Annotated in this window: 19 protein-coding genes; 10 read left to right on the forward strand and 9 right to left on the reverse strand. The window is 67.7% G+C overall.

Features of this window, described 5'->3' with window-relative positions; translation table 11 throughout:
• Positions 1-3: 3 nt before the first annotated feature.
• The 3 genes from WG898_RS20655 to WG898_RS20665 all read right to left on the reverse strand — a co-directional run bounded on the left by WG898_RS20655 (position 4) and on the right by WG898_RS20665 (position 3,879).
• Positions 4-1,392 (reverse strand): YfcC family protein, encoded by a 1,389-nt coding sequence (locus WG898_RS20655; RefSeq protein ID WP_339604657.1) that lies wholly within the window; start codon positions 1,390-1,392, stop codon positions 4-6.
• Positions 1,393-1,413: 21 nt separating this feature from the next.
• Positions 1,414-2,541 (reverse strand): succinylglutamate desuccinylase/aspartoacylase family protein, encoded by a 1,128-nt coding sequence (locus WG898_RS20660; RefSeq protein WP_339604658.1) that lies wholly within the window; start codon positions 2,539-2,541, stop codon positions 1,414-1,416.
• 75 nt (positions 2,542-2,616) lie between these two features.
• Positions 2,617-3,879: a cyanophycinase gene (locus WG898_RS20665; RefSeq protein WP_339604659.1), complete on the reverse strand. Its 1,263-nt coding sequence runs from the start codon at positions 3,877-3,879 to the stop codon at positions 2,617-2,619.
• Positions 3,880-4,135: 256 nt separating this feature from the next.
• On the opposite strand from WG898_RS20665, the gene WG898_RS20670 reads away from it, so the two are divergent.
• Complete coding sequence (locus WG898_RS20670; protein WP_339604660.1) at positions 4,136-6,847, forward strand: TonB-dependent receptor; 2,712 nt, start codon at positions 4,136-4,138, stop codon at positions 6,845-6,847.
• A gap of 44 nt (positions 6,848-6,891) precedes the next feature.
• Here the strand turns inward: WG898_RS20670 and WG898_RS20675 are convergent, their stop codons facing one another.
• Both WG898_RS20675 and WG898_RS20680 read right to left on the reverse strand, forming a co-directional pair.
• Positions 6,892-7,542 (reverse strand): YceH family protein, encoded by a 651-nt coding sequence (locus WG898_RS20675; protein ID WP_339604661.1) that lies wholly within the window; start codon positions 7,540-7,542, stop codon positions 6,892-6,894.
• Between the two features lie 4 nt (positions 7,543-7,546).
• A complete protein-coding gene (locus tag WG898_RS20680; protein WP_339604662.1) occupies positions 7,547-8,329 on the reverse strand; it encodes an SDR family oxidoreductase in 783 nt (260 codons plus the stop codon).
• Between the two features lie 233 nt (positions 8,330-8,562).
• Between WG898_RS20680 and WG898_RS20685 the strand changes: the two genes are divergently transcribed.
• Positions 8,563-10,248 carry an electron transfer flavoprotein-ubiquinone oxidoreductase gene (locus WG898_RS20685; RefSeq protein WP_339604663.1) on the forward strand — a complete coding sequence of 562 codons (1,686 nt, stop codon included), beginning with the start codon at positions 8,563-8,565 and terminating at the stop codon, positions 10,246-10,248.
• A 3-nt stretch (positions 10,249-10,251) separates the two neighbouring features.
• Here the strand turns inward: WG898_RS20685 and WG898_RS20690 are convergent, their stop codons facing one another.
• Together WG898_RS20690 and WG898_RS20695 are read right to left on the reverse strand one after the other, a co-directional pair.
• Complete coding sequence (locus WG898_RS20690; RefSeq protein WP_339604664.1) at positions 10,252-10,869, reverse strand: FMN-binding negative transcriptional regulator; 618 nt, start codon at positions 10,867-10,869, stop codon at positions 10,252-10,254.
• Between the two features lie 44 nt (positions 10,870-10,913).
• Positions 10,914-11,951, reverse strand: coding sequence for an AraC family transcriptional regulator (locus tag WG898_RS20695; RefSeq protein ID WP_339604665.1), 1,038 nt, complete (start codon positions 11,949-11,951; stop codon positions 10,914-10,916).
• Between the two features lie 160 nt (positions 11,952-12,111).
• Here WG898_RS20695 and WG898_RS20700 point away from each other — a divergent pair, with 160 nt between their 5' ends.
• From WG898_RS20700 to WG898_RS20735, 8 genes are read left to right on the forward strand one after another with little or no spacing between them, the layout of a single operon-like run.
• Positions 12,112-12,900, forward strand: a complete 789-nt coding sequence (locus WG898_RS20700) for an SDR family oxidoreductase (protein ID WP_339604666.1) — start codon at positions 12,112-12,114, stop codon at positions 12,898-12,900.
• A 40-nt stretch (positions 12,901-12,940) separates the two neighbouring features.
• On the forward strand, positions 12,941-14,200 hold the full coding sequence (locus WG898_RS20705; protein ID WP_339604667.1) for a styrene monooxygenase/indole monooxygenase family protein: 1,260 nt from the start codon (positions 12,941-12,943) through the stop codon (positions 14,198-14,200).
• On the forward strand, positions 14,197-14,724 hold the full coding sequence (locus tag WG898_RS20710; protein ID WP_339604668.1) for a flavin reductase family protein: 528 nt from the start codon (positions 14,197-14,199) through the stop codon (positions 14,722-14,724). The genes WG898_RS20705 and WG898_RS20710 overlap by 4 nt, the downstream gene beginning before the upstream one ends.
• Positions 14,721-16,313 (forward strand): phytoene desaturase family protein, encoded by a 1,593-nt coding sequence (locus WG898_RS20715; RefSeq protein ID WP_339604669.1) that lies wholly within the window; start codon positions 14,721-14,723, stop codon positions 16,311-16,313. Before WG898_RS20710 ends, WG898_RS20715 begins: the two co-directional genes overlap by 4 nt.
• Positions 16,314-16,340: 27 nt before the next feature.
• Positions 16,341-17,117 (forward strand): cyclase family protein, encoded by a 777-nt coding sequence (locus tag WG898_RS20720; protein WP_339604670.1) that lies wholly within the window; start codon positions 16,341-16,343, stop codon positions 17,115-17,117.
• Positions 17,118-17,139: 22 nt separating this feature from the next.
• Complete coding sequence (locus WG898_RS20725) at positions 17,140-18,027, forward strand: SphA family protein (RefSeq protein WP_339604671.1); 888 nt, start codon at positions 17,140-17,142, stop codon at positions 18,025-18,027.
• Between the two features lie 9 nt (positions 18,028-18,036).
• The gene (locus WG898_RS20730; protein WP_339604672.1) at positions 18,037-20,211 is read left to right on the forward strand and encodes a thiamine pyrophosphate-dependent enzyme; all 2,175 of its coding nucleotides are present in this window, start codon (positions 18,037-18,039) and stop codon (positions 20,209-20,211) included.
• Positions 20,208-21,728, forward strand: a complete 1,521-nt coding sequence (locus WG898_RS20735; RefSeq protein ID WP_339604673.1) for an indolepyruvate oxidoreductase subunit beta family protein — start codon at positions 20,208-20,210, stop codon at positions 21,726-21,728. The genes WG898_RS20730 and WG898_RS20735 overlap by 4 nt, the downstream gene beginning before the upstream one ends.
• A 343-nt stretch (positions 21,729-22,071) precedes the next feature.
• On the opposite strand, the gene WG898_RS20740 is transcribed toward WG898_RS20735, so the two are convergent.
• Positions 22,072-23,391, reverse strand: a complete 1,320-nt coding sequence (locus tag WG898_RS20740) for an HlyD family type I secretion periplasmic adaptor subunit (protein ID WP_339604674.1) — start codon at positions 23,389-23,391, stop codon at positions 22,072-22,074.
• 19 nt (positions 23,392-23,410) lie between these two features.
• Positions 23,411-25,026 (reverse strand): type I secretion system permease/ATPase (locus WG898_RS20745; RefSeq protein ID WP_339604675.1); only part of this gene is annotated, 1,616 nt, incomplete at its 5' end.

Raw genomic sequence — 25,026 nt, forward strand, 5'->3', positions numbered from 1 at the left:
TACTCAATGCCAGCCAATCAGCGAGGGCACGGCCAGCAGTCCCAGCGCCATCAGCAGATAGCCCAGCTGCAGGGGCAGCATCCAGCGCGCCCATTTGCTCCATGGCACGCCGGCGAGCGCCAGCACGCCGACGGTGATGCCCGAGGTCGGGATCACCGGCGTGGTGAGTTCGCCGAGCTGGAAGGCCAGGATGGCGGTCTGCCGGCTCACGCCCACCAGATCGGCCAGCGGCGCCATGATGGGCATGGTGAGCGCGGCCTGGCCGGTGCCCGAGTGGATGAAGAAGTTGATCACCGACTGGATCAGGAACATCTTCTGCGCCGCGATGATGGGGCTGGCCGAGGCCACATAGGGCGTCAGCGCGTGCAGCAGGGTGTCGATGATCTGGCCCTCGCGCATCAGGATCACCGTGCCCTTGGCCAGCGCGATCACCAGCGCGGTGCCGACCAGGTCGCGCGCACCATGCATGAAGGCGGCCACCCATGCGTCCGCCTTCAGGCGGCCCACCAGCCCGACCAGCAGGGCCATCACCAGGAACAGCGCCGCAATCTCCTCGATGTACCAGTTGAAGCGGATCACGCCGAAGATCATGCAGCCCAGCGTGGCCACGAAGATCAGCAGCACCAGCCGGTGCGGGGCGCGCATGCCGGCGAAGTTCTCGAAGCCTGCCAGATCAAGCTCGCGCCGGCGCTGCTGGTCCTGTTCATAGCAGGGGCTCAGCTCGGGCTGGCGCCGCACGCGTGCGGCGTACCACATCAGGAAGGCGATGGTGAGCGTGGTGGCCACCGCCCAGACCAGCAGGCGATAGCCTATGCCCGAGAACAGCGGCACACCGGCGATGCCCTGCGCCACACCGACGTTGAAGGGGTTGAGGAAGGCCGAGGCAAAGCCGATCTGCGAACCGATGAAGGGGATGGCGATGCCGACGATGCTGTCGTACCTGAGCGCCAGCGCCAGCGGAATGAAGATCAGCACAAAGGGGATCGCCTCCTCGGCCATGCCGAAGGTGGCGCCGCCCAGCGAGAACAGGGTGACGAACACCGGGATCAGGGCGGCGCGCACCAGCGCCGAGCGGGTATGGGCCTGGGCCACCGACTTGATCATGGCGTCGATCGCCTCGGTCTTCTGCAACACCGCGAAGGCGCCACCGACGATGAGCACGAAGCCGATGATCAGCGCCGCTTCCACAAAGCCCTTGATCGGCGCCATCATCAGCGCCACCGGCCCCTGCGGCCGGCCCTCGACGGCATGGAAGGAGCCCGGCACGATGAGCTTCTTGCCATCCACCAGCTGGGTGTCGAACTGGCCGCCGGGCACCAGCCAGGTGGCCAGCGCGATCAGCACCAGCAGGCTGAACAGCAGTGCAAAGGTGTTCGGTAATTTGAGCTTCATGATGATGACGAGGGTGAGGATTCAGAGCGAAAGCAGCTTGCCGCTGCGGTAGGCCTGGCTGCCGGCGATCTTGGCCACGCGCATGCCGCGCGTGGCATAGCGCCTGGCCACGCGGGCGAACAGCGTGCCGCTGACGCTGGCCCGCAGCGGCGTGCTCTGGTCGCTGAGCGGGTCCAGCAGCTCGGCGATGGTCTCGCCCGCCTGCACCGTCTCGCCCGGCGCCTTCAGGAACACCAGCAGGCCGCTGTGCGGCGCGGTGACCGGCTCCACCCCCTCCAGCGGCGTGGCCGCGCAGAGCGCCGGCGGCTGCGGCGCGGCTGTGCCCTCGACCAGGCCCTCGTGGCGCAGCCATTCGATCAGCGCGCTGGCGTCGCGCGCCGCCAGCCCATGCTCGACCTCGGCCTCGCCGCGCAGCTCCAGCGTGGCCGCGAAGCAGGCCTGCGGCACCGGGAAGCGCCCGGCGAAATGGGCGCCCAGCTCCCACCAGATGCGCGCGACGGTCTCGTCAAAGGGATCGTCGCCGGAGCTGGCACTGGTCAGCAAGGCCTGGGCACCCAGATAACGCGCCAGCGGCGTGGCCTGCGCGGCCAGCGGCGTGCCGGTGTAGAGGTGCAGCACGGCCTGGTTGTCGCAATGCAGGTCCAGCACGATGTCGGCATCCATGGCCAGGCATTGCAGACGCTGCTTGAGCGCCTCGGTCTCGGTGGCCGGCTCCCAGGCCTGCAGCAGCTGCAGCGCCGCGCGGCGTATCAGCAGGGTGTTGGCGGCCGCATCGGCGCCCAGCTGCGTCTCCAGCATGGGGATCAGCGCGGCCGTCAGCGACTTGTAGTGCCGGTTGAAGTTGATGCCGGTGCTGAGGTCGAAGCGGCCCAGGGCCGTGCCCTGCAGGTCCTGCGCCAGGCCGATCGGGTTGGCCATCGGCACCAGCACGATCTCGCCGCGCAACTGGCCGGCCTCCTCCAGAGCCTGCAGCTGACGCCGCAGATGCTGGGCCACCAGCATCGCCGGCACCTCGTCGGCATGCAGCGAGGCTTGCAGATAGGCCTTCTTTTTCCCGACGCCGCCGCCGGCCGGGCCGAAATGCAGGCTGCGCAGGCTGCGGGTGGTTCCGGCGCTGAAGGCCGGGAGTGCGTGGAGCACGGATTTCATCGCTGCAATCCAGTCGTTTTGAGGGCAGGCTCCGCCACGCCGCAAGCGCGCGGCGGCTCAGAGCTCAGGGGTGGTTCAGCGCGCGGCTTCGCGCAGCGGGCCGTAGAGCGTTGGCGCCAGGCGCACCGGCGTCACATCCAGGCGCAGGTTCAGCACCGTGTAGTCCTCGCCGCCAAAGGCGCCGGTGGCCCATCCCACGCTGCCCGCGCCCTTGTAGAGGCGGAACTCGAAGCCCAGCTCGGGCCGCGCATTGCCGGCGCGCTCGCGACTATCCGCCGCCAGCCCGCGCAGCTCGGCATGGGGGCTGTCGATCAGATGCGCCATCGCGTGCACGATGGTGCTGTCGCCCAGCATGTCCATGTAGAAGGGTTCGTCGTCGTAGTAGGGCTTGAAGTCGGGCGCGGCCGGGTCGATGCGCGCTTCGCGCAGCTTTTGCGGCGCGGGCGTGCTGAGCCCGGTATTCAGCTCATGGCGATCACCGCGGTCCAGATAGCTCAGGCGCGCCCCGCGCAGATTGAAGGCGCCCAGCCCGGCATCGCTGCTGGCTTCGCTCAGATCCACCAGCAGCACCCCCTTGCTGCCTATCACCTCGAAGGCGTTGCCGCGCAGCACCGCGGCGCTGTCCTCGTCGACGCCCAGACCCAGCTTGTAGCCCTTGGCCAGCATCATCGGCAGCATGCGGCCGATGCGGCCACGCTTGAGGAAGTGCTGGTCGATGAAGAGCTTGGGGCCGACGAAGCCGAGTCCGCGGTCGGTCTCCTTGCCCTCGCGCAGCGCGCCCTTGAGCACCTGCAGATTGTCCTGCGCGTCGCGGAACATCTGCTCGCTCATGATGGCCGCACCGGCGCTGGTGCCCGCCACCACGCCGCCGGCTCGGTAGACACGCCAGATCGCCTTCAGCATCTCGGTGGGCTGACCTCGCGGCTGCAAGGTGTCGACGATCAGCTCCTGGGCACCGCCCGAGAAGAAGATGCCCTGGGCCGTGGCCACGCGTTCGATCAGCGCCGGATCATGCAGCTGCTTGTGCAGGTCCACACCCTTGAGCTTGGGCGCCACCGGAATCGCTTCGGCGAGCGCCCCATGGCGCTGCAGCGCCGTGATGATCTGCTCGGCGGCGCGCGCGGGATTGCCCGACGCGGTGGCCAGCACCGCAAAGCGCGCACCCGGGCCACCGGCTTCGTCGACGATGCGCTTCCACACCGCGTCGTTGTCGAACTTGAGTGCGCCGCCAATCACGATGGCGGTCTGGGCCTGCGCGGCGCCCAGCGTGGCGGCGCACAGCAGCGCGGCGGCGGCGTGCAGCGCCTGGCGCAAATAGGTCTTGGTGTTCGTCGTCATGGCCCGGATCTTGGCAGTTGGCGCAGGCCCTGCCCAGCGGGTTTGGCCGCGGCAGGGTGCATCTGCAGTGCTTTCGGCAAATGCATGTCGCATCCATGCAAGCCCGCTCACCAGGCCTGCCGGGCGGTTTACACGCATGCGACCTCGATTTATGCCGAAGCGACCGCCCCACCCAAACCCCATAGGCAAGTGCGCGCAGCCACTTCTAGAGTCGCCCCCAGCTACTCCCCTACCCATCACGACCACCGAGGCTCACATGTCCCGATTCAAACTTCAGCACCTCGCGCAAGCCAGCCTGATGCTGATTGCCAGCCAGGCCCTGCATGCGCAGGAGGCACAACTGCAACGCGTGGAGATCACCGGCTCCAGCATCAAGCGCATCGAGGGCGAAGGCTCGCTGCCGGTGCAGCTGATCAAGCGCGAGGACATCGACAAGAGCGGCGTGACCACCGCGGCCGAGCTGCTCAAGAGCATTAGCGCCAACACCGCGCCGCTGTCCGACGGCGCCAGCATCACCGACGGCACCTCGGGCCAGCGCGGCTTCAACGGCGCCAATCTGCGCGGCATCGGCGTCTCCAGCACCCTGGTGCTGCTGAACGGGCGCCGCCTGGCCAACTTCGCCTCGCCCGGCGACAACGCCGGCGTGGACCTGAACAACATCCCGGCGGGGGCTATCCAGCGCGTCGAGGTTCTCAAGGACGGTGCCTCCGCGATCTATGGCACCGACGCGATCGGCGGCGTCATCAACTTCATCACCCGCAAGGACTACCAGGGCGTGGAGCTGGGCGCCTATGCCAGCGGCACGCAGGAGGGCGGCGCGGGCAAGCGCACCGCCAGCATCAGCGCCGGCGCTGGCGATCTGAGCCAGGATCGCTTCAACGTCTTCGGCGTGCTGGATGTGCAGCAGCTCGACGCGCTGCGCTCCAGCCAGCGCAAATTCATCCAGGAACGCCCGCTGGCCAGCACCCTGCCGGCGCTGATGTCCAGCAACACCTTCCCGGCCAATATCGACATCAGCTCGTCGCAGCGCAACGCGCTGATCGCCGCCGGCCTGCTGCCCGCCGGCACCACGCGCAACCGCATCAACCCGGCCAACCCGGGCTGCAACACGCTCACCGATGCCACCGTGTTCGCGCCGTCGGGCCCCGGCGGCCCGGTGGCTTGCAGCTACGACTATATGAAGGACACGGAGATCTATCCGGAGGCGCAGAAGATCGGCTTCATCGGCCGCGCCACCTTCCAGGCAGCCGAAGACCTGCAGCTGTTCGCCGAGCTGGTGCAATCGCATGCCGAGAGCCGCTATGTGCTCAGCCCCAACCCGCAGCGCATCCGCAGCCTGCCGGTGGCCCTGCTGCCGGAACCCTACCGCGCGGTGCTGAACAAGGCTGGCCTGCCCGCCACGTTCAGCGGCATACGCTATCGCATGAGCGAGGCCGGCAACCGCAGCAACGAGGTCAGCAGCGATGCGCAGCGCATCGTGCTGGGTGGCAGCGCCAGCCTTGCCGGCTGGGATCTTGACTTCGGCATCGCGCGTGCCCAGAACGACGCCGTTGACAAGTATGTGGACGGTTATGTGCTGTTCGACAAGTTCGACGCCGGCGTGCGCGCCGGCACCATCAATCCCTGGGCCCCGTCCGGCCAGGCCGGCAAGGATCTGATCAGCAGCATCAAGATCAACGACGAGGCGCGCAAGGCCAGGGGCGTGAGCACCTCGGTCGACGCCAAGGCCTCGCGCAGCCTGATGGCGCTGGCGGGTGGCGATCTGGCGATCGCCGTGGGCGCCGAGTTCCGCAAGGAGAACACCAGCTTCACGCCCTCGGCGCTGCTGCTGTCCAACAATATCGCGGGCGACCGCGGCGCCACCGGCGCGGCCGATCTCAAGGCCACCGACGACAGCCGCAAGGTGGCCTCGGCCTTCACCGAGCTGAACGCCCCGTTCAGCAAGGAGCTGGAGCTGCAGGCCGCGCTGCGCTACGACCGCTACAGCGAGGTAGGCTCGACCACCAATCCCAAGCTGGGCCTGCGCTGGCAGCCCGAGAAGACGCTGCTGCTGCGCGGCTCGGTGGGCACGGGCTTTCGCGCGCCCTCGCTGGCCGACCTGAAGCGCCCCACCACCTTCGGCTCGGCATCGAGCTTCCTGACCGACCCGCAATGCGTGAAGCAGGAAGGTTCGATCGATCTGTGTACCGACCAATGGGCCGTCGAACGCCGCTCCAACCCGAAGCTGAAGCCCGAGAAGTCGCGCCAGTTCAGCCTGGGCCTGATCTTCGAGCCGGCGCGCGAGCTGAGCTTCAGCGTCGACTACTGGAATATCCGCAAGACCGACGTGATCAGCACGCTGGGCGAGCAGATCATCGTGGACAGCCCCGAGAAGTACAACGGCAGCTATATCCAGCGCGACGCCGATGGCTTCATCAGCAACATCCTGCTGCAAAAGGAAAACCAGGGTGTGCTCAAGACCGACGGCCTGGACCTGGGCGTCGACTGGCGCAGCGCCAAGGGTGAATTCGGCCGCTTCAGCGCCGGCCTCTCGGGCACGCTGGTCCTGCACTACGACCGCCAGTTCGGCCCCAAGGAGCCCTACCGCAGCAATCTGGGCCTGTTCCTGAACGACCAGGTGGTGCAGAAATGGCGCCACCGCTTGAACCTGGGCTGGGACCTCGGCCCCTTCGGCCTGACCCTGAGCAACCAGTACTCCTCCGGCTACACCGACCAGAACACCACCTACGATCCCTCCAGCGACACGCTGCTGCCCTCGCGCAAGGTAGCTGCCTACTCGCTATGGGACCTGACCGGCAGCTGGAACGTGAACAAGCAGCTGAAGCTGCGGGCCGGCGTGCTGAACCTGCTCAACACCGCCCCGCCCTTCTCCAACCAGGCCTACTACTTCCTGGCCACTTACGACCCGACCTACACGGATCCCAAGGGGCGCAGTGCCTTCGTGAGCCTGAGCTACAGCCTGCGCTGATGGTCTGAGAGAGCGCGCCGGCCTCAGTGCCGGCGCCGGCAGCCTCAGGTCGCTATGCCCAGCTCGCCCGCCATGCGCGCCACCAGGGCCTTGAGTCCGTCGAGCTCGGCGCGCAAGGCCTTCTGCTCTTCACGCAGCTGCTGCAGCTCGTCATCGTCTCCGCGCCGCGGCGCCACGCCGGTGCCCGGTTCGACCTGGGCCGGCTCGCCGCACAGCAGATGGGCCCAGCGCTGCTCGCGCGCCCCCGGCGCACGCGCCAGCTTGCACACCAGCGGCGGCTGGCGTTCCGCCAGCTCCTCCAGAAAACCATCGACCGAGGAGATATCGGCAAAGCGGTGCAGGCGTTCGGTGTTGGCGCGCAGCTCGGCCGAGGTCTGCGGGCCGCGCAGCATCAGCAGCGTCAGCAGCGCCTCGGCCTGGCCGGGCACGCCCAGCACGCGGCGCAGATTGTGCTCGTAGCGCAGCACGCGGCTGCCGCTCACATTGTTCACCAGGCTCATGCCGCGCAGCTCGTCCAGCGCCTGCAGCACCTCCGATTCCGCGGCGTTCATGACCGGCTCGCGCGCGGTCTTCTGGTTGCAGCCCAGGGTCAGCGCGTTGAGCGAGAGCGGATAGCTGTCCGGCACGGTGTGCTGCTTCTCCACCAGCACGGCCAGCACGCGCGCTTCCAGCGCGCTCAAGATTCGCAAGGACATGCGCTCAGACTCCGAAGCCGTCGTCGGCCTGAATGACGGCGCCGTTGATGAAATGGCTCTCGTTGGCGCACAGCATCATCAGGGTGGTGTCGAGGTCGCGCGGATGGCCGACACGCTTGCGCGGCAGCAGTTCCACCAGCTTCTTGCCCTGCTCGCTGCCCCAATGATGGTGGTTGATCTCGGTATCGATATAGCCCGGGCAGATCGCATTCACATTGATGCCGTACTTGCCCCATTCCAGCGCCATCGCGCGCGTCATGTGGATCACCGCGGCCTTGCTCATCGAGTACACGCCGATCTGGCTGAGCACGCGCAGGCCCGCCATCGACGCGATATTGACGATGCGCCCGCCGGTGAAGGTGCCCGGCGCCGCGCCGCGCGCGCGCGCCAGCATGCGCTTGCCGACCTCCTGCGCCACGAAGAAGGCGCCGCGCACATTCGTGTCCATCACGAAGTCGTAGTCGTTGGGACTCACGTCGGTGAGCTTCTGCGTGGTGCTAACCCCGGAGTTGTTGACCAGGATGTCTATCGTGCCCATCTCGGTCTCGGCATGCGCCACGGCGGACTTGATGCTGTCCAGATCGGTGACGTCCAGCGCCACCACATGGGCGTCGCCGCCACCCGCCTCGATCTCGGCGCGCAAGGTCTTGAGACGCTCGACGCGCCGGCCCGCCAGCACCACGCCCGCACCCGCCTGGGCCAGCGTCTTGGCAAACTGCGCGCCCAGGCCGCTGGAAGCGCCCGTCACCAGGGCCACGCGGCCCGCGAGATCGATGCTGTAGCTCATGTCTTTTCCTTTGATGCTTTGCTGGGAACGATAGCACGCAAGCCCCCCGGCACACCGCCGCGCGGGCGGCGCAATCGCCCCCCCGCAAGGCGTCTCCAAGCAGACAGCCTAGACCGCGAACTCTAGGCAAAAATAGCACGATCGTTCTATTTGAAATACAGCCCCGTAGAATCCGCCGCAAACCGGTAAATGCCGGCACCGCGTTCTCCCTCAAAAAAATCCAAGGATTTCCCATGAGCTCTTCCGATCTGCTCGCCGAATACGGCCCACGCGAAAGCATGGAATACGACGTGGTGATCGTCGGCGCCGGCCCCGCCGGGCTGGCCACGGCGATACGCCTGAAGCAGCTGGCCGCCGAGCGCTCCAAGGAAGTCTCGGTGGTGGTGCTGGAAAAGGGCTCGGAACCCGGCGCCCACATCCTCTCGGGCGCGGTGATGGACCCGATCGCGCTGACGGAGCTGTTCCCGAACTGGCAGGAGCTGGGCGCGCCGCTGAAGCAGGCAGTGACCGGCGACGACATCCTCTTCCTCAGCGAGACCGGCTCGCGCAGCACGCCGCAATGGCTGATCCCCGAGTGCTTCCACAACGAGGGCAATTACGTCATCTCGCTGGGTGCGCTGACCAAATGGCTGGGCGAGCAGGCCGAAGCCCTGGGCGTGGAGATCTTCCCCGGCTTCACCGCGGCGGAAGTGCTGTACGACGACAAGGGCGCGGTGCGCGGTGTGGCCACCGGCAATCTGGGCGTTGGCAAGGATGGCAAGCCCAACGACAGCTTCCAGCTGGGCATGGAGCTGCTGGGCAAGTACACCGTGTTTGCCGAAGGTGCGCGCGGCCACCTGGGCAAGCAGCTGATCGCCAAGTACCAGCTCGACGCCGGGCGCGATGCCCAGAGCTGGGCCATCGGCATCAAGGAACTCTGGGAAATCCCGGCCGACAAGGCCAGGCCCGGCCATGTGCTGCACACCGCCGGCTGGCCAATCGTGGACGAGAGCTTCGGCGGCGGCTTCCTCTACCACCTGGAAGGCAACAAGGTCACGCTGGGCTTTGTGCTGGGGCTCAACTACGAGAACCCCTGGATGAGCCCCTTCGAGGAAATGCAGCGCTGGAAGACCCACCCCGACGTGCGCCGCCACATCGAAGGCGGCAAGCGCATCGGCTACGGCGCCCGCGCCATCAACAACGGCGGCCTGCAGGCCCTGCCCAAGCAGGTGTTCCCGGGCGGCGCCCTGGTGGGCTGCGACGCCGGCTATCTGAACGCCTCGCGCATCAAGGGCAGCCATGCCGCCATCAAGACCGGCATGCTCGCCGCCGAGGCCGCCTTCGATGCGCTGCAGGCCGGTCGAGCCCAGGACGAGCTCAGCGCCTACCCCGCGGCCTTTGAAAAGAGCTGGCTGCACACCGAGCTGCAAGCGACCAAGAACTTCAAGCTCTGGTTCAAGTACGGCAAGCTGGTCGGCAATCTGATGACCGGCATCGAGCAATGGCTGCTGCCCAAGCTGGGCGTGAAAGTGCCGCCCTGGACCCTGCACAACAGCAAACCCGACCACCTGGCGCTGCGCCCGGCGGCCGAGTGTCCCAAGATCGACTATCCGAAGCCGGACGGCAAGCTGAGCTTCGACCGCCTCTCGTCGGTGTTCATCTCCAACACCAACCATGAGGAGAACCAGCCGGCGCACCTGACGCTCAAGGACGCCTCGGTGCCGGTGGCCATCAACCTCGCCAAGTACGCCGGCCCCGAGAGCCGCTACTGCCCGGCCGGGGTGTACGAGTTCGTCAAGAACGACGACGGCAGCGACCGCCTGCAGATCAATGCGCAGAACTGTGTGCATTGCAAGACATGCGACATCAAGGACCCGACCCAGAACATCGTCTGGGTCACGCCCGAGGGCGGCGGCGGGCCGAACTACGCCGGCATGTAGGCCTCAGAGGCCCAGCCGGTCCATCCAGCGCAGCAGCTGGGCACCCTCGTGCCCCTGCTGCGTATAGCTCTCGCGCAGCCGGGCGCGCTCCGCCACGCTGCGGTTCTGGCTCAGCTTGGCCTTGGCCTCCCAGCCCTGCACATGGATGCGAAAGCCCACGATGGCGCCCAGCAGCTTGTGCTGGAAGTCCTCGGGCAGGCCCATCCACTGCGCCGCGTAGCCGGGTTCGTGCTGGGCGATCAGGCGCTTGAGCAAGCGATCCTTGGCGAGCGCCTCATCCACCAGCTCCAGCCGGCCGCGCACATGCAGGGCCAGGTAGTTCCAGGTGGGCACATTGAGCGCGCCGTCGTAATGGCGCGGCGACACATAGCCGCCGGGCCCGCTGAATACCACTAGCAGCTCCGGCTGCGCCGCCAGCCAGGCATGCTGTGGATTGGCGCGCGCCATATGGCCCTCCAGCCACCAGCCGCCCGCGGCATCTTCGCCCCAGCTCAGCGGCAGATGCGAGGCAAAGCTGCGTCCGTCGGCATCCGGGCCTATCAGCAAGGCCAGCGGGTGTTCGTCAATGAGCTGGCGCGCCAGCGCCAGGTCCTGCATACGAAATTGTGGCGGGTTGTACATCGCGGCCCTGCTCCTTCATCAGTGGTGCCCCACTGTAGCGAGGTTCAGGCGGCGGTCGCGCGCAGCGTCTGGCTGGGCGATTCGCCGAAGGCGCGCTGATAGTCCTGGCCGAAGCGGCCCAGGTGGCAGAAGCCCCAGCGCAGGGCCAGATCGGTGACGCGCGTACCCGACGCGGCATTGAGCAGCTCGGCACGCACCTTGCGCAGCCGCACCTCGCGCAGCATGCGCATGGGGCTGACGCCACGGTAGCGCTGGAAGCCCAGGAACAGGCTGCGCACGCTCACCCCCGCCAGCGCCGCCAGCTGCTCGGGCGTCAGCGGCTCGGCGCAATGCGCCAGCAGATACTCCTCCACCAGGCGCACGCTGCGCGGCGCCACCGGCGGGCAGCTGCCCCCCAGCAACTCGCTGGCATCGTGCGGCAGCTTGCCCAGCAGCAGGGCCAGCAGCCGGTACTGCAGCTGCGCCGATGGCAGCTCGGCCACGGCGCCGTGATCGGCCACCTGAATCAGCGTCAGCAAGAGGTCCTGCAGCAGCGGCTGTTCGTCCAGATGCAGCTGCGGCAGGAACTGCGGCAGCTGCTGCACGGCCTGCCCCGTCCAGGCCGCAACAAAGCGGCGCAACACCTCGGCCTCGATGCGCACGCAGAGCTGGACATTGCGCGCGTCCCAGTGCATGCGCAGGTCGGCGCCCGGCGACACCAGGCTGGCACAGCCCGGGTCGGAGCGGAATTCCTGGCCCGCGGTGGCGATGCGGGCCGAGCCAACGATGGGCAGCTGCAGCAGATAGAAGCGCTCCAGCGGCCCCGGTTGGATGTCCACCTCGGCGCCGTAGCTGAGCTGGCTGATGCCCAGCAAACCGGCATCCAGGTGCTGCATCTGCGCCGCCAGCCTGGCACCGCGCTCGGGCTCCAGCCGGTGAGGACGAAACACCCGCGCCACCGTGGCCTGCGCGCAATCGCGGTCGCTGGTGGCGAACAGGGTGCGGCGCCGCTGTGCCCCCTGCCAGGCCTGTGCCAAGGCCTGCGCGGCCGATCCGGTCGGCGCGCAGGCGGGGCTTGTGGCGGGGGGTGTGAATGGGTTCATGACGCAGCTCAATGTAATGAGTCGGCCGCGGCCGCGCCAGATGAGCAACCTCAGTGCCGCTGCGCTTTCTTGCGCTGAACGGATAAAGCCTGCGCCGCCCGGATAGTGCGCGGCACGCCCCGCACCGGACCATGCATGCATCGCTCAACAGGAGAGACAGATGCAGGGATTGTCTGGAAAAGTGGCCCTTGTCACCGGCGGCGCCACCTTGATGGGTGCCGCCGTGGTCGAACGGCTGAGCGCCTATGGCGCCAAGGTGGCCGTGCTTGACATCGACGCCGCGGGCGCCGAGCGCGTTGCGGCGCAAGCCCCCGAGCAGCGCCTGGCGCTGGCCTGCGACATCACGAACGACAGCCAGCTGGCCGAGTGCGTTGCCGCCGTGCAGCAAAGGTTCGGCGGCGTGGACCTGCTGGTGAATCTGGCGTGCAGCTATCTGGATAACGGCATCGCGTCACCACGCGCCGAATGGCAGGCCGCACTGGATGTCAACCTCATCAGCGCGGTGATGGCCACACGTGCGGTGCACGCCTCCATGAAACAGCGTGGCGGCGGCGCCGTCGTCAATTTCACCAGCATCTCATCCAAGGTGGCGCAGACCGGCCGCTGGCTCTACCCGGTCAGCAAGGCCGCGCTGGTGCAGCTGACCCGCAATATGGCGATGGACCTGGCGGCCGATCGCATCCGCGTGAACTCGGTCTCGCCGGGCTGGACCTGGTGCCGCCTGATGAACGAGCTGAGCGGCGGTGACCGCGCCAAGACCGACCGCGTGGCCGCGCCCTACCACCTGCTGGGCCGCGTCGCCGACCCGGCCGAGGTGGCCGAGGTGGTGGCCTTTCTGTGCTCCGAGCACGCCAGCTTCGTCACCGGCGCCGACTACGCGGTGGACGGCGGCTATTCGGCCATGGGCCCGGAGCAGAACCTGCCGGCCATTCCCAAGCTGATGGACTGATGCCAGGCCGCCGAAACGACAACCACAGGAGACAAGCAGCATGAGCGCTAGAAAGATCGCCATCGTGGGCGCCGGCCAGTCCGGCCTGCCCCTCGCCCTGGCCCTGCAAGCCCGCGGCGACGAGGTCACCTTGCTGAGCAACCGCAGCCCCGACGACATACGCAAGGGCCGGGTGATGTCCAGCCAGTGCATGTTCGATGCCGCACTGCAGATCGAACGCGACTTCGGTCTCAACCAATGGGAGCATCTGTGCCCGCCGGTGCAGGGCATAGGCCTGACCGTGCCCCACCCTGGGCAGCCCGGCGCCAAGCTGATCGACTGGGCCGCGCCTTTGACGCGCTATGCGCAGGCGGTGGACCAGCGCGTCAAGATGCCGGGCTGGATGGACCTGTTCGTGCAGCGTGGCGGCAAGCTGCTGCTCAAGGACGCCGGCATCGCTGATCTGGAAGAGTTGGCCGAGCGCAACGAGCTCACGGTGGTCTCGGCCGGCAAGGGCGAGATCGTCCGGCTGTTCGAACGCGACCCGGTGCGCAGCGCCTTCGACCAGCCGATGCGCGCGCTGGCCCTGACTTATGTGAAGGGCATGACGCCGCGCACGCCGTTCTCGCGCGTGTGCTTCAACCTCATCCCCGGCGTGGGCGAGTACTTCGTCTTTCCGGCGCTCAGCACCAGCGGCCCCTGCGAGATCATGGTGTTCGAAGGGGTGCCCGGCGGCGCCATGGATTGCTGGGCCGGGGTCAGGACTCCCGAGCAGCATCTGCAGCAAAGCGTCTCCATCCTGGAGACCTTTCTACCCTGGGAAGCCGAGCGCTGTCGCCATGTGGAACTGACGGACGAGATGGGCATCCTGGCCGGCCGCTTCGCGCCCACCATACGCCGCCCGGTCGGGCGCCTGCCCTCCGGCCGCATCGTGATGGGCCTGGGCGACGCGGTCTGCGTCAACGACCCCATCACCGGGCAGGGCTCCAACAACGCGACCAAGGCCTTCAAGGTCGCGCACAGCAGCATCGTGGCGCGCGGCGACGGCGCCTTCGACGAGGCCTGGATGAACGCCAGCTTCGAGCGCTTCTGGGACTACGCCCAGCATGTGGTGCGCTGGACCAATAGCTTGCTGACGCCGCCGCCCGAGCACATTCTGACCCTGCTGGGCGCAGCCGGCCAATGCCCCAGCCTGGCCAGCGAGATCGCCAACAACTTCAACCACCCGCCCAACTATTTCCCCTGGTGGACCGACGCCGGCGCGTGCCAGGCGCTGATCGCCCGGCACATGGAGAGCAGCATGGCCGGAGCGGCAGCGTGACGGCGGTGGCAGCGCCACCGGCCGCCAAGCCCATGCTCGACGATGCGGCACGCCAGCTGCGCCGCACGCTGGGCTGCTACCCGACCGGCGTCACCGTGGTCACCACCCGCGCGCCGGACGGGCGGCCGGTCGGCCTGACGGTGAACTCCTTTGCCTCGCTGTCACTGGAGCCGCCGCTGCTGCTGTGGAGCCTGGCGAACCGCTCGCCCAATCTGCGTGCCTTCCGCAGCGCCTCGCACTTCGCCATCAATGTGCTGGCGCATGGCCAGCACGAGCTGGCCATGCGCTTCGCCAACCCGGCGCTGCCCGACAAGTTCGAGGGCGTGGCGCTGCACGAAGACGCCGCGGCCGCGCTGGCGCCGTTGATCAGGGGCAGCCTGGCCTGGTTCGTGTGTGCCGGCCGCGACGCCATCGAGACCGGCGACCACACCCTGTTCATCGGCCGCGTCGTGCAGCACGCGGCCCGGCAGGACACGCCGCTGGTGTTCCACGCCGGCGCCTTTGCGCGACTGGAGCAGGCATGAGCAGCAAGGCTGCCAGCGTGGACGCGCTGATCGTCGGCAGCGGCATCAACTCGCTGGTCTGCGCCGCGCTGCTGGCGCGCAGCGGACGCAAGGTGTTGGTGCTGGAACGCGAAGCGGTGCTGGGCGGCTGCATACGCACCGACGCGCTGACCCTGCCGGGCTTTAGTCACGACACCCTGTCCACCGCCCATCCGCTCTTCATGGTCGGCCCGGCCTATGCCCGGCTGGGCCAGGCCCTGCACGCCGCCGGCATGCAGTACTGCAACACCGACAGCCCCACCGGCGTGCTCCTGCCGGATGGTCGCAGCCTGGTGCTATCGACCTCGCGCGCTACCAATCTGGCGCGCCTGGATGCGGCCTGCCCCGGCGACGGCGCGGCCTTCGCCGCCGCCATGGGCGAGATCGGCGCGCAGGCACCGCTGCTGTTCTCGCTGCTGGGCAATGAACTTTGGCGTTACGCCACCGGCAAGACGCTGGCCGGCATCGCCTGGAAGCAGGGCAGCCGGGCGCTGAGCGAATTTTTCGGCCAGGCCCTGGTGCCGGCGCGCCCCTGGCTGGCGCAGCAGTTCGGCTCCGAGCTGGCGGCCGCCCTGCTCGCACCCTGGGTGCTGCACTGCGGCCTGGGGCCGGACGCGCCGCTCTCGGCGCTGATGGCGCAGGTGGTGGCCTTCACGCTGGAAGCCGTGGGCATGCCCATGGTGCAAGGCGGCAATGCCAACACCGTGCTGGCCTTCGAGCGCCTGATCCGCGAGGCCGGCGGCGCGCTGGAAACCTGTGCCGACGTCGAGCGCGTGCTGGTGCAGCGCGGCCGCGCCGTGGGCGTGCGTCTGGCCGATGGGCGCGAACTGCACGCCGGCGAGGTGATCTGCAATGTCACGCCCACCCAGCTCTACGGCCGCCTGCTCGACCCAGCGCTGCTGCCAGCTGCGCTGGGTCGCCAGGCCCAGCAGTGGCGCTATGGCAAGGGCAATATGCAGATCCATCTGGCGCTCTCCGAAGCCCCGCAATGGCCAGACGCGGCGCTGGGCCGCGTGGCCTACCTGCATCTGAGTGGCGGCGCGGCGGCGGTGTCGCGCGCGGTCAACGAGGCCGAACGCGGCCTGCTGCCGGCCGAACCCACCATCTGCGTGGCCCAGCCCACCGCATTGGATCCCAGCCGCGCGCCGGCGGGCCGGCACATCCTCTGGGTGCAGTTGCCCGAATGCCCGCGCGAACCGCTGGGCGACGCCGCTGGTGAGATCGCGCTGCAGGCCGGCCAGGGCTGGACGCCAGCGCTGCGCGAGGCCTACGCCGATCGCGCCATCGCCCGGATCGCCCGCCATGTGCCGAATCTGCGCGCCAGCATCATCGGCCGCGCCGTGCTCTCGCCGGCCGATCTGGAACGACTGAACATGAACCTGGTCGGCGGCGATCCCTATGGCGGCGACTGCAGCCTGGACCAGAGCTTTCTGTGGCGGCCGCTGCGCGCCACGCGCAACCACGCCACGCCCGTCAAGCACCTCTGGCATATCGGCGCCTCCACCCACCCCGGCCCCGGTCTAGGCGGCGGCTCGGGCTTCCATGTCGCCCAGAGCCTCGGCGCCGTCTGATCAAAACGAACCAGCAAGGAGACAAGCATGAGCCACTCACTCACTCAGTTCGCACAAGACCTCGCCAGCGGCGCGCTGCGCATCGTCGATCTGACCCAGACACTTTCAAGCGACTTCCCTGCCCTGGTGCTGCCGCCGCAATTCGGTCAGGTCTGGGCCTTCAAGCAGGAACGCATCTGCCAGTACGACGAGCAAGGCCCCGGCTGGTACTGGAACAACTTCTCCTGCGGCGAGCACACCGGCACGCATTTCGATGCGCCGGTGCACTGGATCACCGGCAAGGATCAGCCGAACAACAGCGTGGACACGATTGACGTGCGCCAGTTCATCGGCCCGGCCTGCGTGGTGGATGCCAGCCGCGAGGTGGCGGCCAACCCCGACTGGCTGCTGACGGTGGATTACCTTGAAACCTGGGAGTCGCAATACGGCCGCATCCCGGCCGGCGCCTGGCTGCTGCTGCGCAGCGACTGGAGCAAGCGCATCAGCGACCCGGCCGCCTTCGTGAACCTGCGCGAGGACGGCGCCCACACGCCCGGCCCTACCCAGGCGGCCGTGGAGTGGCTGGTGGCGCGCGGCGTGCGCGGCTTTGGCGTGGAGACCATCAACACCGATGCCGGCCAGTCCTATGCCTGGCCCATGCCCTACCCCTGCCACGCGCTGATGCACGGGGCGAACCGCTTCGGCCTGCAGTGCCTCACCAATCTCAACCGCTTGCCGCCGACCGGCGCGCTGGTGATTGCCGCGCCGCTCAAGATCAAGAACGGCTCCGGCTCGCCGCTGCGCGTACTGGCGCTGCTGCCCTGACGCATTCTTCCTGGAGACCCGCATGAACCGCTATTCCCGACTGATCAGTGCCCTGAGCCTGGCCCTGCTGTGCGCCAGCGCCGATGCCACCGAGGGCGGTGGCCTGGGCGTCTACCCGGACGGCCTGGAAAACTATCTCTCCGGCGCACTGCCGCCTCCGGGCGTCCACGCCCTGCTCTACGGCGGCCTGCTGAAGTACGACAAGGTGCGCGACAACGCGGGCCATCAGATCGCGATTCCCGACTTCGGGGTGGACGTGGCGGTGCTGGCGCCGCGCCTCATCTGGGTCACCAAGGAAAAGCTGCTCGGTGGCGATCTGGCCTGGCACGCCGTGTTGCCCCTGCTGAACGTGAAGTTCAAGGCCGCCGGCGCGAGCTGGAGCAGCACGGGCCTGGGCGACATCAGCTTTGGTCCGGCGCTGGGCTTTCATGCCTCGCCCAGCCTGCACTATGTGGCGGCCGTCGATATCGTGGCGCCCACCGGCCGCTACAGCAGCAGCGACCCGTCCAGCCTGGGCCGGAACTACTGGGCCATCCAGCCCATCCTGGCCATCAGCCAGATCGACCCGGCCGGCTTCAATGCCGACGCCAAGCTCATGCTGGACATCAACCTCAAGAACAAGGCCACCCAGACCACCTCGGGCCGCGCCCTGCATGCCGACTACGCCCTGGGCTGGGGCTTTGGCAATGGCTGGGCTGCGGGCGTGGGCGGCCATGTGTTCCTGCAAACCAGCGCCGACAGCGGCGCGGCCGCCGCGCCGGGCAAGGCCCGCGCCGTCGCCATCGGCCCCTCGCTGCGCTACTTCGACGGCAAGGGCACGCTGCTGACGCTCAAGCTGCAACAGGAATTCAGCGTGCGCAACCGCCCCGAGGGCAGGCAGCTGTTCGTCAAGGCCAGCCTGCCGTTCTGAGCGGATCCCATGGCAGAACGTTCCTTTGCGCGCGAAGTCCAGCAGCTGCGGGTGCCGGCCGGCAGCGAGTTCTATGGTGAAGGCATCCTGGCCGTCACCAAGGCGCTGCTGGAGGCCGGCGTGGGCTATGTGACCGGCTACCAGGGCTCGCCGATCTCGCACCTGATGGATGTGCTGGCCGACGCCCAGCCCATCCTGCAGGAGCTGGGCGTGTATTTCGAGCCCGCCGCCAGCGAGGCGACGGCCGCAGCGGCCCTGGCCGCCTCGGTGAACTACCCCGTGCGCGGCGCCGTCACCTGGAAGTCCACCGTGGGTACCAATGTGGCCAGCGACGCGCTGGCCAATCTGGCCTCGGGCGGCGTCACCGGTGGCGCGCTGATCATCGTCGGCGAGGACTATGGCGAGGGCAGCTCCATCATGCAGGAGCGCAGCCATGCCTTCGCGATGAAGTCGCAGCTCTGGCTGCTGGACCCGCGCCCGCATCTGCCGGCCATCGTCAAGGCGGTGCACGACGGCTTCGCGCTCTCGGAGGCCAGCCACACGCCGGTGATGCTGGAGCTGCGCATACGCTCCTGCCATCTGCGCGGCCACTTCACCACGCGCGAGAACCGTCGCCCGGCCTTCAGCCTGAAGCAGGCCCTGGAGCAGCCACGCCGGGAGCTGGACCGCATCGTGCTGCCGCCCGCGTCCTTCCTGCATGAGCGAGAAAAACTGGAGCAACGCTGGCCCGCGGCGCTGCAGTACATCCGCGAGCATGAGCTCAACGAGTTCGTGCCCGGCGAGCTGGAACATATGGGCATCATCATGCTGGGCGGGCTCTACAACAACACGCTGCGTGCGCTCGAACTGCTGGATCTGGCGGAGCTGTTCGGCACCAGCCGCGTACCGCTGTACATCCTGAATGTGGCCTACCCGCTGCTGGAGGACGAGGTGCTGCGCTTTTGCAGCGGCAAGCGCGCGGTGCTGGTGGTGGAGGAAGGCCAGCCCGACTATCACGAGCAACACATCCACACCATCCTGCGCCGCGGCGGCCTGGCCTGCGCGGTGCACGGCAAGGACCTGCTGCCCAAGGGCGGCGACTACACCGTTGCCGCCTTGCGCCAGGGCCTGCGCGGCTTTGTGCAGCAGTACCATGCGGCCGCGCTTGCCAAGCCTCAGCCCGTGGCTCTGCCCAGGCCCGCCTCCGCCCTGCCCGCGCCAAGCCTGCCGCCGCGCCCGCCCGGCCTGTGCGTGGGCTGCCCGGAGCGGCCCATCTTCTCCTCGCTCAAGCTGCTGGAGCAGCAGATCGGTGCGCACCATGTGTCGGCCGACATCGGCTGCCATCTGTTCTCCATCCTGCCGCCCTTCAATCTGGGCGCCACCACCATGGGCTATGGCCTGGGTGCGGCCAGCGCCTCGGCCTTTGCCGCCGGACCACAGCTGGGCGCCAAGCGGCGCGCCATCGCCTTCATGGGCGACGGCGGTTTCTGGCACAACGGCCTCACCTCAGGCATTGCGCACGCGGTCTTCAACCGGCACGACAACGTTTTTGTGCTGGTCGACAACAACTACACCTCGGCCACCGGCGGGCAGGACCTGCCCTCGTCGCGCAGCCCGCATCCTCAACGCTCCACACTGCACCCGATCGAGCAAGCGGTGCGCGGTGTGGGCGTTGAATGGGTGCGCACGCTGACGCACACCTACGACGTCAGCACTATGCGTGCCGCCCTGCGGGATGCGCTCACCACCTCGTTCAAGGGACCCAAGGTCATCATTGCGCAAAGCGAGTGCATGCTGAATCGCCAGCGCCGCGAGAAGCCCCGCCGCAAGGCCGCCCTGCAGGCCGGGCAGCGGATGCTGAAGGAGCGCTTCGGCGTGGACGCCGCCGTGTGCACGGGTGACCATGCCTGCATGCGCATCTCCGGCTGCCCCAGCCTGACGCTCGCGCCCAGCGGCGACGCGCTCAAGCCCGACCCCGTGGCCCATGTCGACGAGCATTGCGTGGCCTGCGGCCATTGCGGCGAGGTGGCCGATGCTGCGGTGCTCTGCCCCTCTTTCTACAAGCTGCATCAGGTGCAGAACCCCGGGGTCATCGAGCAATGGCGCGCCCGTGTAGTGCGGCGCCTGCTGCGCTGGCTGCAGGCGCGCCAGTGGCGTGCCCGCGCCGCGCGCGCGCTCTACCCGCTGGAGGAGCTGGAGGCATGAGCACAGCAAAACCTCAACGCATCCAGCTTGCCGTGCTGGCCCTGGGCGGCCAGGGTGGTGCGGTGCTGGTGGACTGGATCGTCGAGCTGGCCGAGCATGCCGGCTGGACCGCGCAGGCCACGTCCGTGGCGGGCGTGGCCCAGCGTACCGGTGCCACCATCTACTACATCGAGCTGGTTTCGCCCACGCCGGGCCGGCAGCCGGTGCTGGCACTGATGCCGGTGCCCGGCGAGGTGGACGTGCTCATCGCCGCCGAGCTGATGGAGGCTGGCCGTGCCGTCGAGCGCGGCCTGGTGACACCCGATCGCACCACCTTGATTGCCAGCAGCCATCGCGTCTATGCGGTGCAGGAAAAAATGGTGCCGGGCAACGGCATGGCCGACGGCGCCGCGGTGCTGGCCCAGGTGCGGGGCCAGGCCTGCCGCAGCATCATTGCCGATATGCAGGCCCTGGCCCAGCAGCAGGGCAGCATGATCTCGGCCAGCCTGTTCGGCGCATTGGCGGGCTCCGGCAGGCTGCCATTCACGCAGGACGACTTCGAGGCCGTGGTGCAGCGCAGTGGCGTGGGCGTGCAACCCAGTCTGGCGGCATTGCGTGCCGCCGCCGCGCTGGCACGCGAGGCCGACCCGGCCACCATGCCAGCTGCCGAGACTATGCAAACCGCGCCACGCCCATTGCCGCAGCAGGCGGCCGCGCCGGCGCTGCAGCCGCTGCTGGAGCGCATCCGCCGCGAGTTTCCGGCGCCCGCCTGGCCCTGGTTGGGCGAGGGGCTGGCGCGCGTGGTCGACTGGCAGGACATCGCCTATGGCCAGGAGTACCTGGACCGCGTCGGGCGGCTGAGCGCGCGGGACCGCAGCGACCCCGCCTGCATGCTGAGCATCGAAGCGGCACGCTGGATTGCCGTGGCGATGAGTTACGACGACGTCATACGCGTGGCCGAGCTCAAATGTCGCGGCGAGCGCAGCGCCAGGCTACGCCGCGAGATCGGTGGTGCCGCCGATGCCATCGTGGGCGCGCAGGAGTATTTCCATCCACGTCTGGAGGAAGCATTGGCCACGCTGCCGCGCGGCTTGGCCGACTGGCTGGACCGCAGGCCCCGGCTCAGGGCCTGGCTGGCGCGCCGCCTGGACCGCGGCCGGCGTATCCAGAGCCAGGAACTCGCGGGTCATCTGCAGTTGCGCCTGCTGGCCAGCCTGCGCCGCTGGCGGCGCGGCCTGCGCCGCCACGCCGAGGTCCAGGCTCATCTGCAAGGCTGGCTGGCAAGTGTGGAGCAGGCCCTGCCGGCGCATCCAGACCTGGCAGTGGAACTGCTGCGCTGCCAGCGCCTGGTCAAGGGCTATGGCGACACGCAAGCGCGGGGCAACAGCCGCTTCGACAGGCTGATGCAGGCGGCCGCTCAGGTCCATGGCCGTACCGATGCCGCGGCCACGCTGGCCTTGCTGCGCGAGGCGGCTTTGCGCGATGCAGAAGGGCTGGCGCTGCAAGCGCAATGGCAGCGCTTGGGTCTGAGCCCCTGAAACAACAAAACCCCCGTGGCTTGCGCCACGGGGGTTTGCATACTGTTGGCGGCGGAACGAGTCCACTGCGAACCCGTCTCAGCCACCATGCCCCTGATAACACGCAATTTTCTGGGTATTTAGGAAATTCAGCGGGCAGCGGCATTGTCTTTCCAAGCGAATTTCGAGCCAGCGCTCACTCCGCCATGCCTATTCCCTGATGAACGGATCAGGGAATAGCAGCGAATTGGCCTGGCCCTCGCTTGGACACTGCAGCCAAGCCCCGATTCAAAAGGTCCCGGGGCCGGACTCGAACCGGCACACTTACGGCAGGGAATTTTGTCCCCTGCGATCAGAATTGCCCTCACCGCTCTCGCATCGCTGCATTCATCGCATCGGTAAACGGCTGCAACAAGTATTCCAAGGCTGTTCTGGCCTTGGTCTGCACATACAACACAGCGGGCATTCCCGCCGTCAGCGCTCGGGGCAGCCGCTGCGCATCCTGCGCGTCCGCGACCACTCGGATAAGGAAATACGGTATCGAGCCATTGGCGCTCGGGTCCGTCGTCGCATCCGCCGACACATACCGCACCGTGCCAGTCACCATCCTGCTGCTGCGCTGACGAAACGCCGTCAACTGGATGTTCACTGGCTGCCCGACTTCGACGTCGGCGACATCCTCCGGACGCAGCTTGCCCTCAAGTACCAGGGACGTGGCCGATGGCACGATTTCCATCAGGGTTTCGCGCGGCGCCACCACAGCCCCTGTCCCATGCACACGCAAGTCGACAACCTCGCCAGCCGCTGGCGCCCGAACGATCTGTCGGGCCAAGGCATCTTGCAAAGGCCGCAACCGCTCTTCCAACTCGGTGATGCGACGACTCGCATCGGATGCTTCGTCACTAGCGCGGCGCAAATAGTCATCGCGCACCCCGGCGATCTTCAGGTCCAGATCGCTGAGTTTCTGGCCGGCCTTGGCCTCTTCGGCTCTGCCTGAGGCGAGACGCTCGTCTCGCTCAGCCAGCGAGCGCTCTGTTTCCATGACCCGCGTCTGCTGGATGAACTCGCGCTTGAGCAAATCCCGATGAATGTCCAACTCGTCGGCAATCAGCTTGCGACTGAACTGCCCAGACTTGAGTTGATCCTGCAAAGCGCCAAGCTCAGCGCGAACCTGGTCAGCCTGCCTGCGCAAGGACGCCACTTGCCCATTGAGTTGGCGCTGGCGTGCCTGGAAAACCTGACGCTCGGCGTCCAGTTGCGCAGCCAACGACGCGCTAGCCTTGCTCGCACCAATCGAATCCGCAGGAAACACCAGTTGCTCGCGCCCAGCTCGCTCAGCCAGCGCCCGGGCATGACGCGCGCGCTCGGCATTCAGCTGATCCACTAATGCCTGCACCGAAGAATCGGCCGCCACGGCGCTAAGCCTCAGCAGGGGCTGCCCTTCGACCACTTGATCCCCAGCCTTGACCAGCACCGCCTGCACCTGCCCGCCTTCAAGGTGCTGAACGGACTTGCGGTAGGTTTCAACCTTTACCTGGGCCGCCACGATCGCTGCCGCATTGAGCGGAGCGACAGCAAGCCAAACCGCAGCCACGCTGAGCAAGCCGCAGACCGCCCAGGCGCCCCAGCGCCCAATCTGCGCGCCCATCGCAAAGGGATCCTGTGCAGCGATATCCAAGCTCATGTTTCCAAATCTCCCGAACTCAAGCACCCTGAACGGCCTGCAGCGGCCGGGTCATCTTTGCCAAGGCGCCGGGGTTCAGCACGGTGTCGCGCGGACCGAAGGCCTTGACACGGCCGGTATCCAGAACCAGGACCTTGTCCGCCGCAGACAGCAAGGACGGCTTGTGCGTCACGTAGATGACGGTCGTGCCTTGCTGTTTGGCTTGAGCGAGGGCCTCCACCAAGGCCGCTTCGCCCTGCGCATCCAGATTCGAATTGGGCTCGTCGAGCATCAGCAGTCGCGGCTTTCCGAACAGCGCCCGGGCCAAGCCGAGCAATTGCCGCTGCCCACCCGAAAGCGATTGGCCCGCAGGCCCGATTTGGGTGTCGTAGCCCTGAGGCATTTGCTGAACGCGTTCGTGGACACCTGCCGCACGCGCAGCAGCGATCACTGCGTCAGCACAGCCGGCCGCAACTCCCAGCCGTGCGATGTTTTCAGCCACCGTCCCTTCAAACAATTCGACATCTTGAGGCAGGTAGCCAAGCCAGGGCCCCAAACGCTCCGATGGCCACTGGGCCACGTCAAAGCCGTCCAGGCGGACCATGCCTGAGCTTGGTGCCCAGATGCCCAGCAAGAGTCGGAGCAAGCTCGACTTGCCGGAGCCGCTCGGACCGATCACAGCCATGCACTCGCCCGGCTCCAGCTCGAAACTGATTCCGGACAGGATGGGAGGCCGCTCTGTCCCCGCCGCAAATACCAGACTCGAGACTTGCAGCGCGCCCTGTGGTTCGGGCATCGGCATGGGTTCTGCGCGGGCATGGCTGTCCTTCAGCAGCTTGTCCAGGCGACCGTATGCAGCCTTGGCTTCGACCAATTGTTTCCACCCACCGATTGCCAATTCAACGGGCGCCGTGGCCTTACCCAAGAGGATGGTGGCCGCCAGCATGACACCGGGGCTCAGGTTGTCGGCAATCACCAGATAGGCGCCTACGGCCAGCATCAAGGATTGAAGCAACTGCCGAGCGCCCTTGGTCAGCGCCAAGGCCGTGCCACCGCTGTTGCTCGCCTGAGCCTGCGCCACAAGCGATCCCTGGTGGCCCCTGTGCCAGCGCGTTGCAATGGCGTCGGCCATGCCCAGCGCACGAACGACTTCTGCGTTGCGCAGCGCGGCGTCAAGCCGCCGCCCGCTCTCGCGTGCCTGCTCGGCCGACTGCATCAGCAGCGGCCGGGTACGAACGTGGTCCCAGACCGCCAGCCCGACGAGCAGCGCCATGCCCGCCAGCGCCACCAAGCCCAGCGCCCAGTGGACGATGAAAATGATGACTAAGAAAAGAAGGCCCCACGGCGCATCGAAGAACGCAAACAAGCCGTTGCCGGTCAGGTACTGCCGAACGGTGGCGACGTCGCGCACATGGCCCGCATGACGCGCCCCACCCAGCCGCGCTGCGCCTGCAAAGCTCTCTTTCAGCACGGGCTCCGTCAGCAGCCGATCCAGCGCCAATCCCGCTTGCACCAAAATGCGAGAGCGCAGCGCCTCCAGCAGCGTGTACAGGCCATAGCAAAGGCTGACGCCAAGGGTCAAAGCCATTAACGTGGGCACGCTGCGGGAACTCAGGACGCGATCGTAGATCTGCGTCATGTACAGCGGTGAGAGCA

It is taken from the genome of Paucibacter soli (genome assembly GCF_037482845.1).
Lineage (GTDB): Bacteria > Pseudomonadota > Gammaproteobacteria > Burkholderiales > Burkholderiaceae_C > Paucibacter_B > Paucibacter_B soli.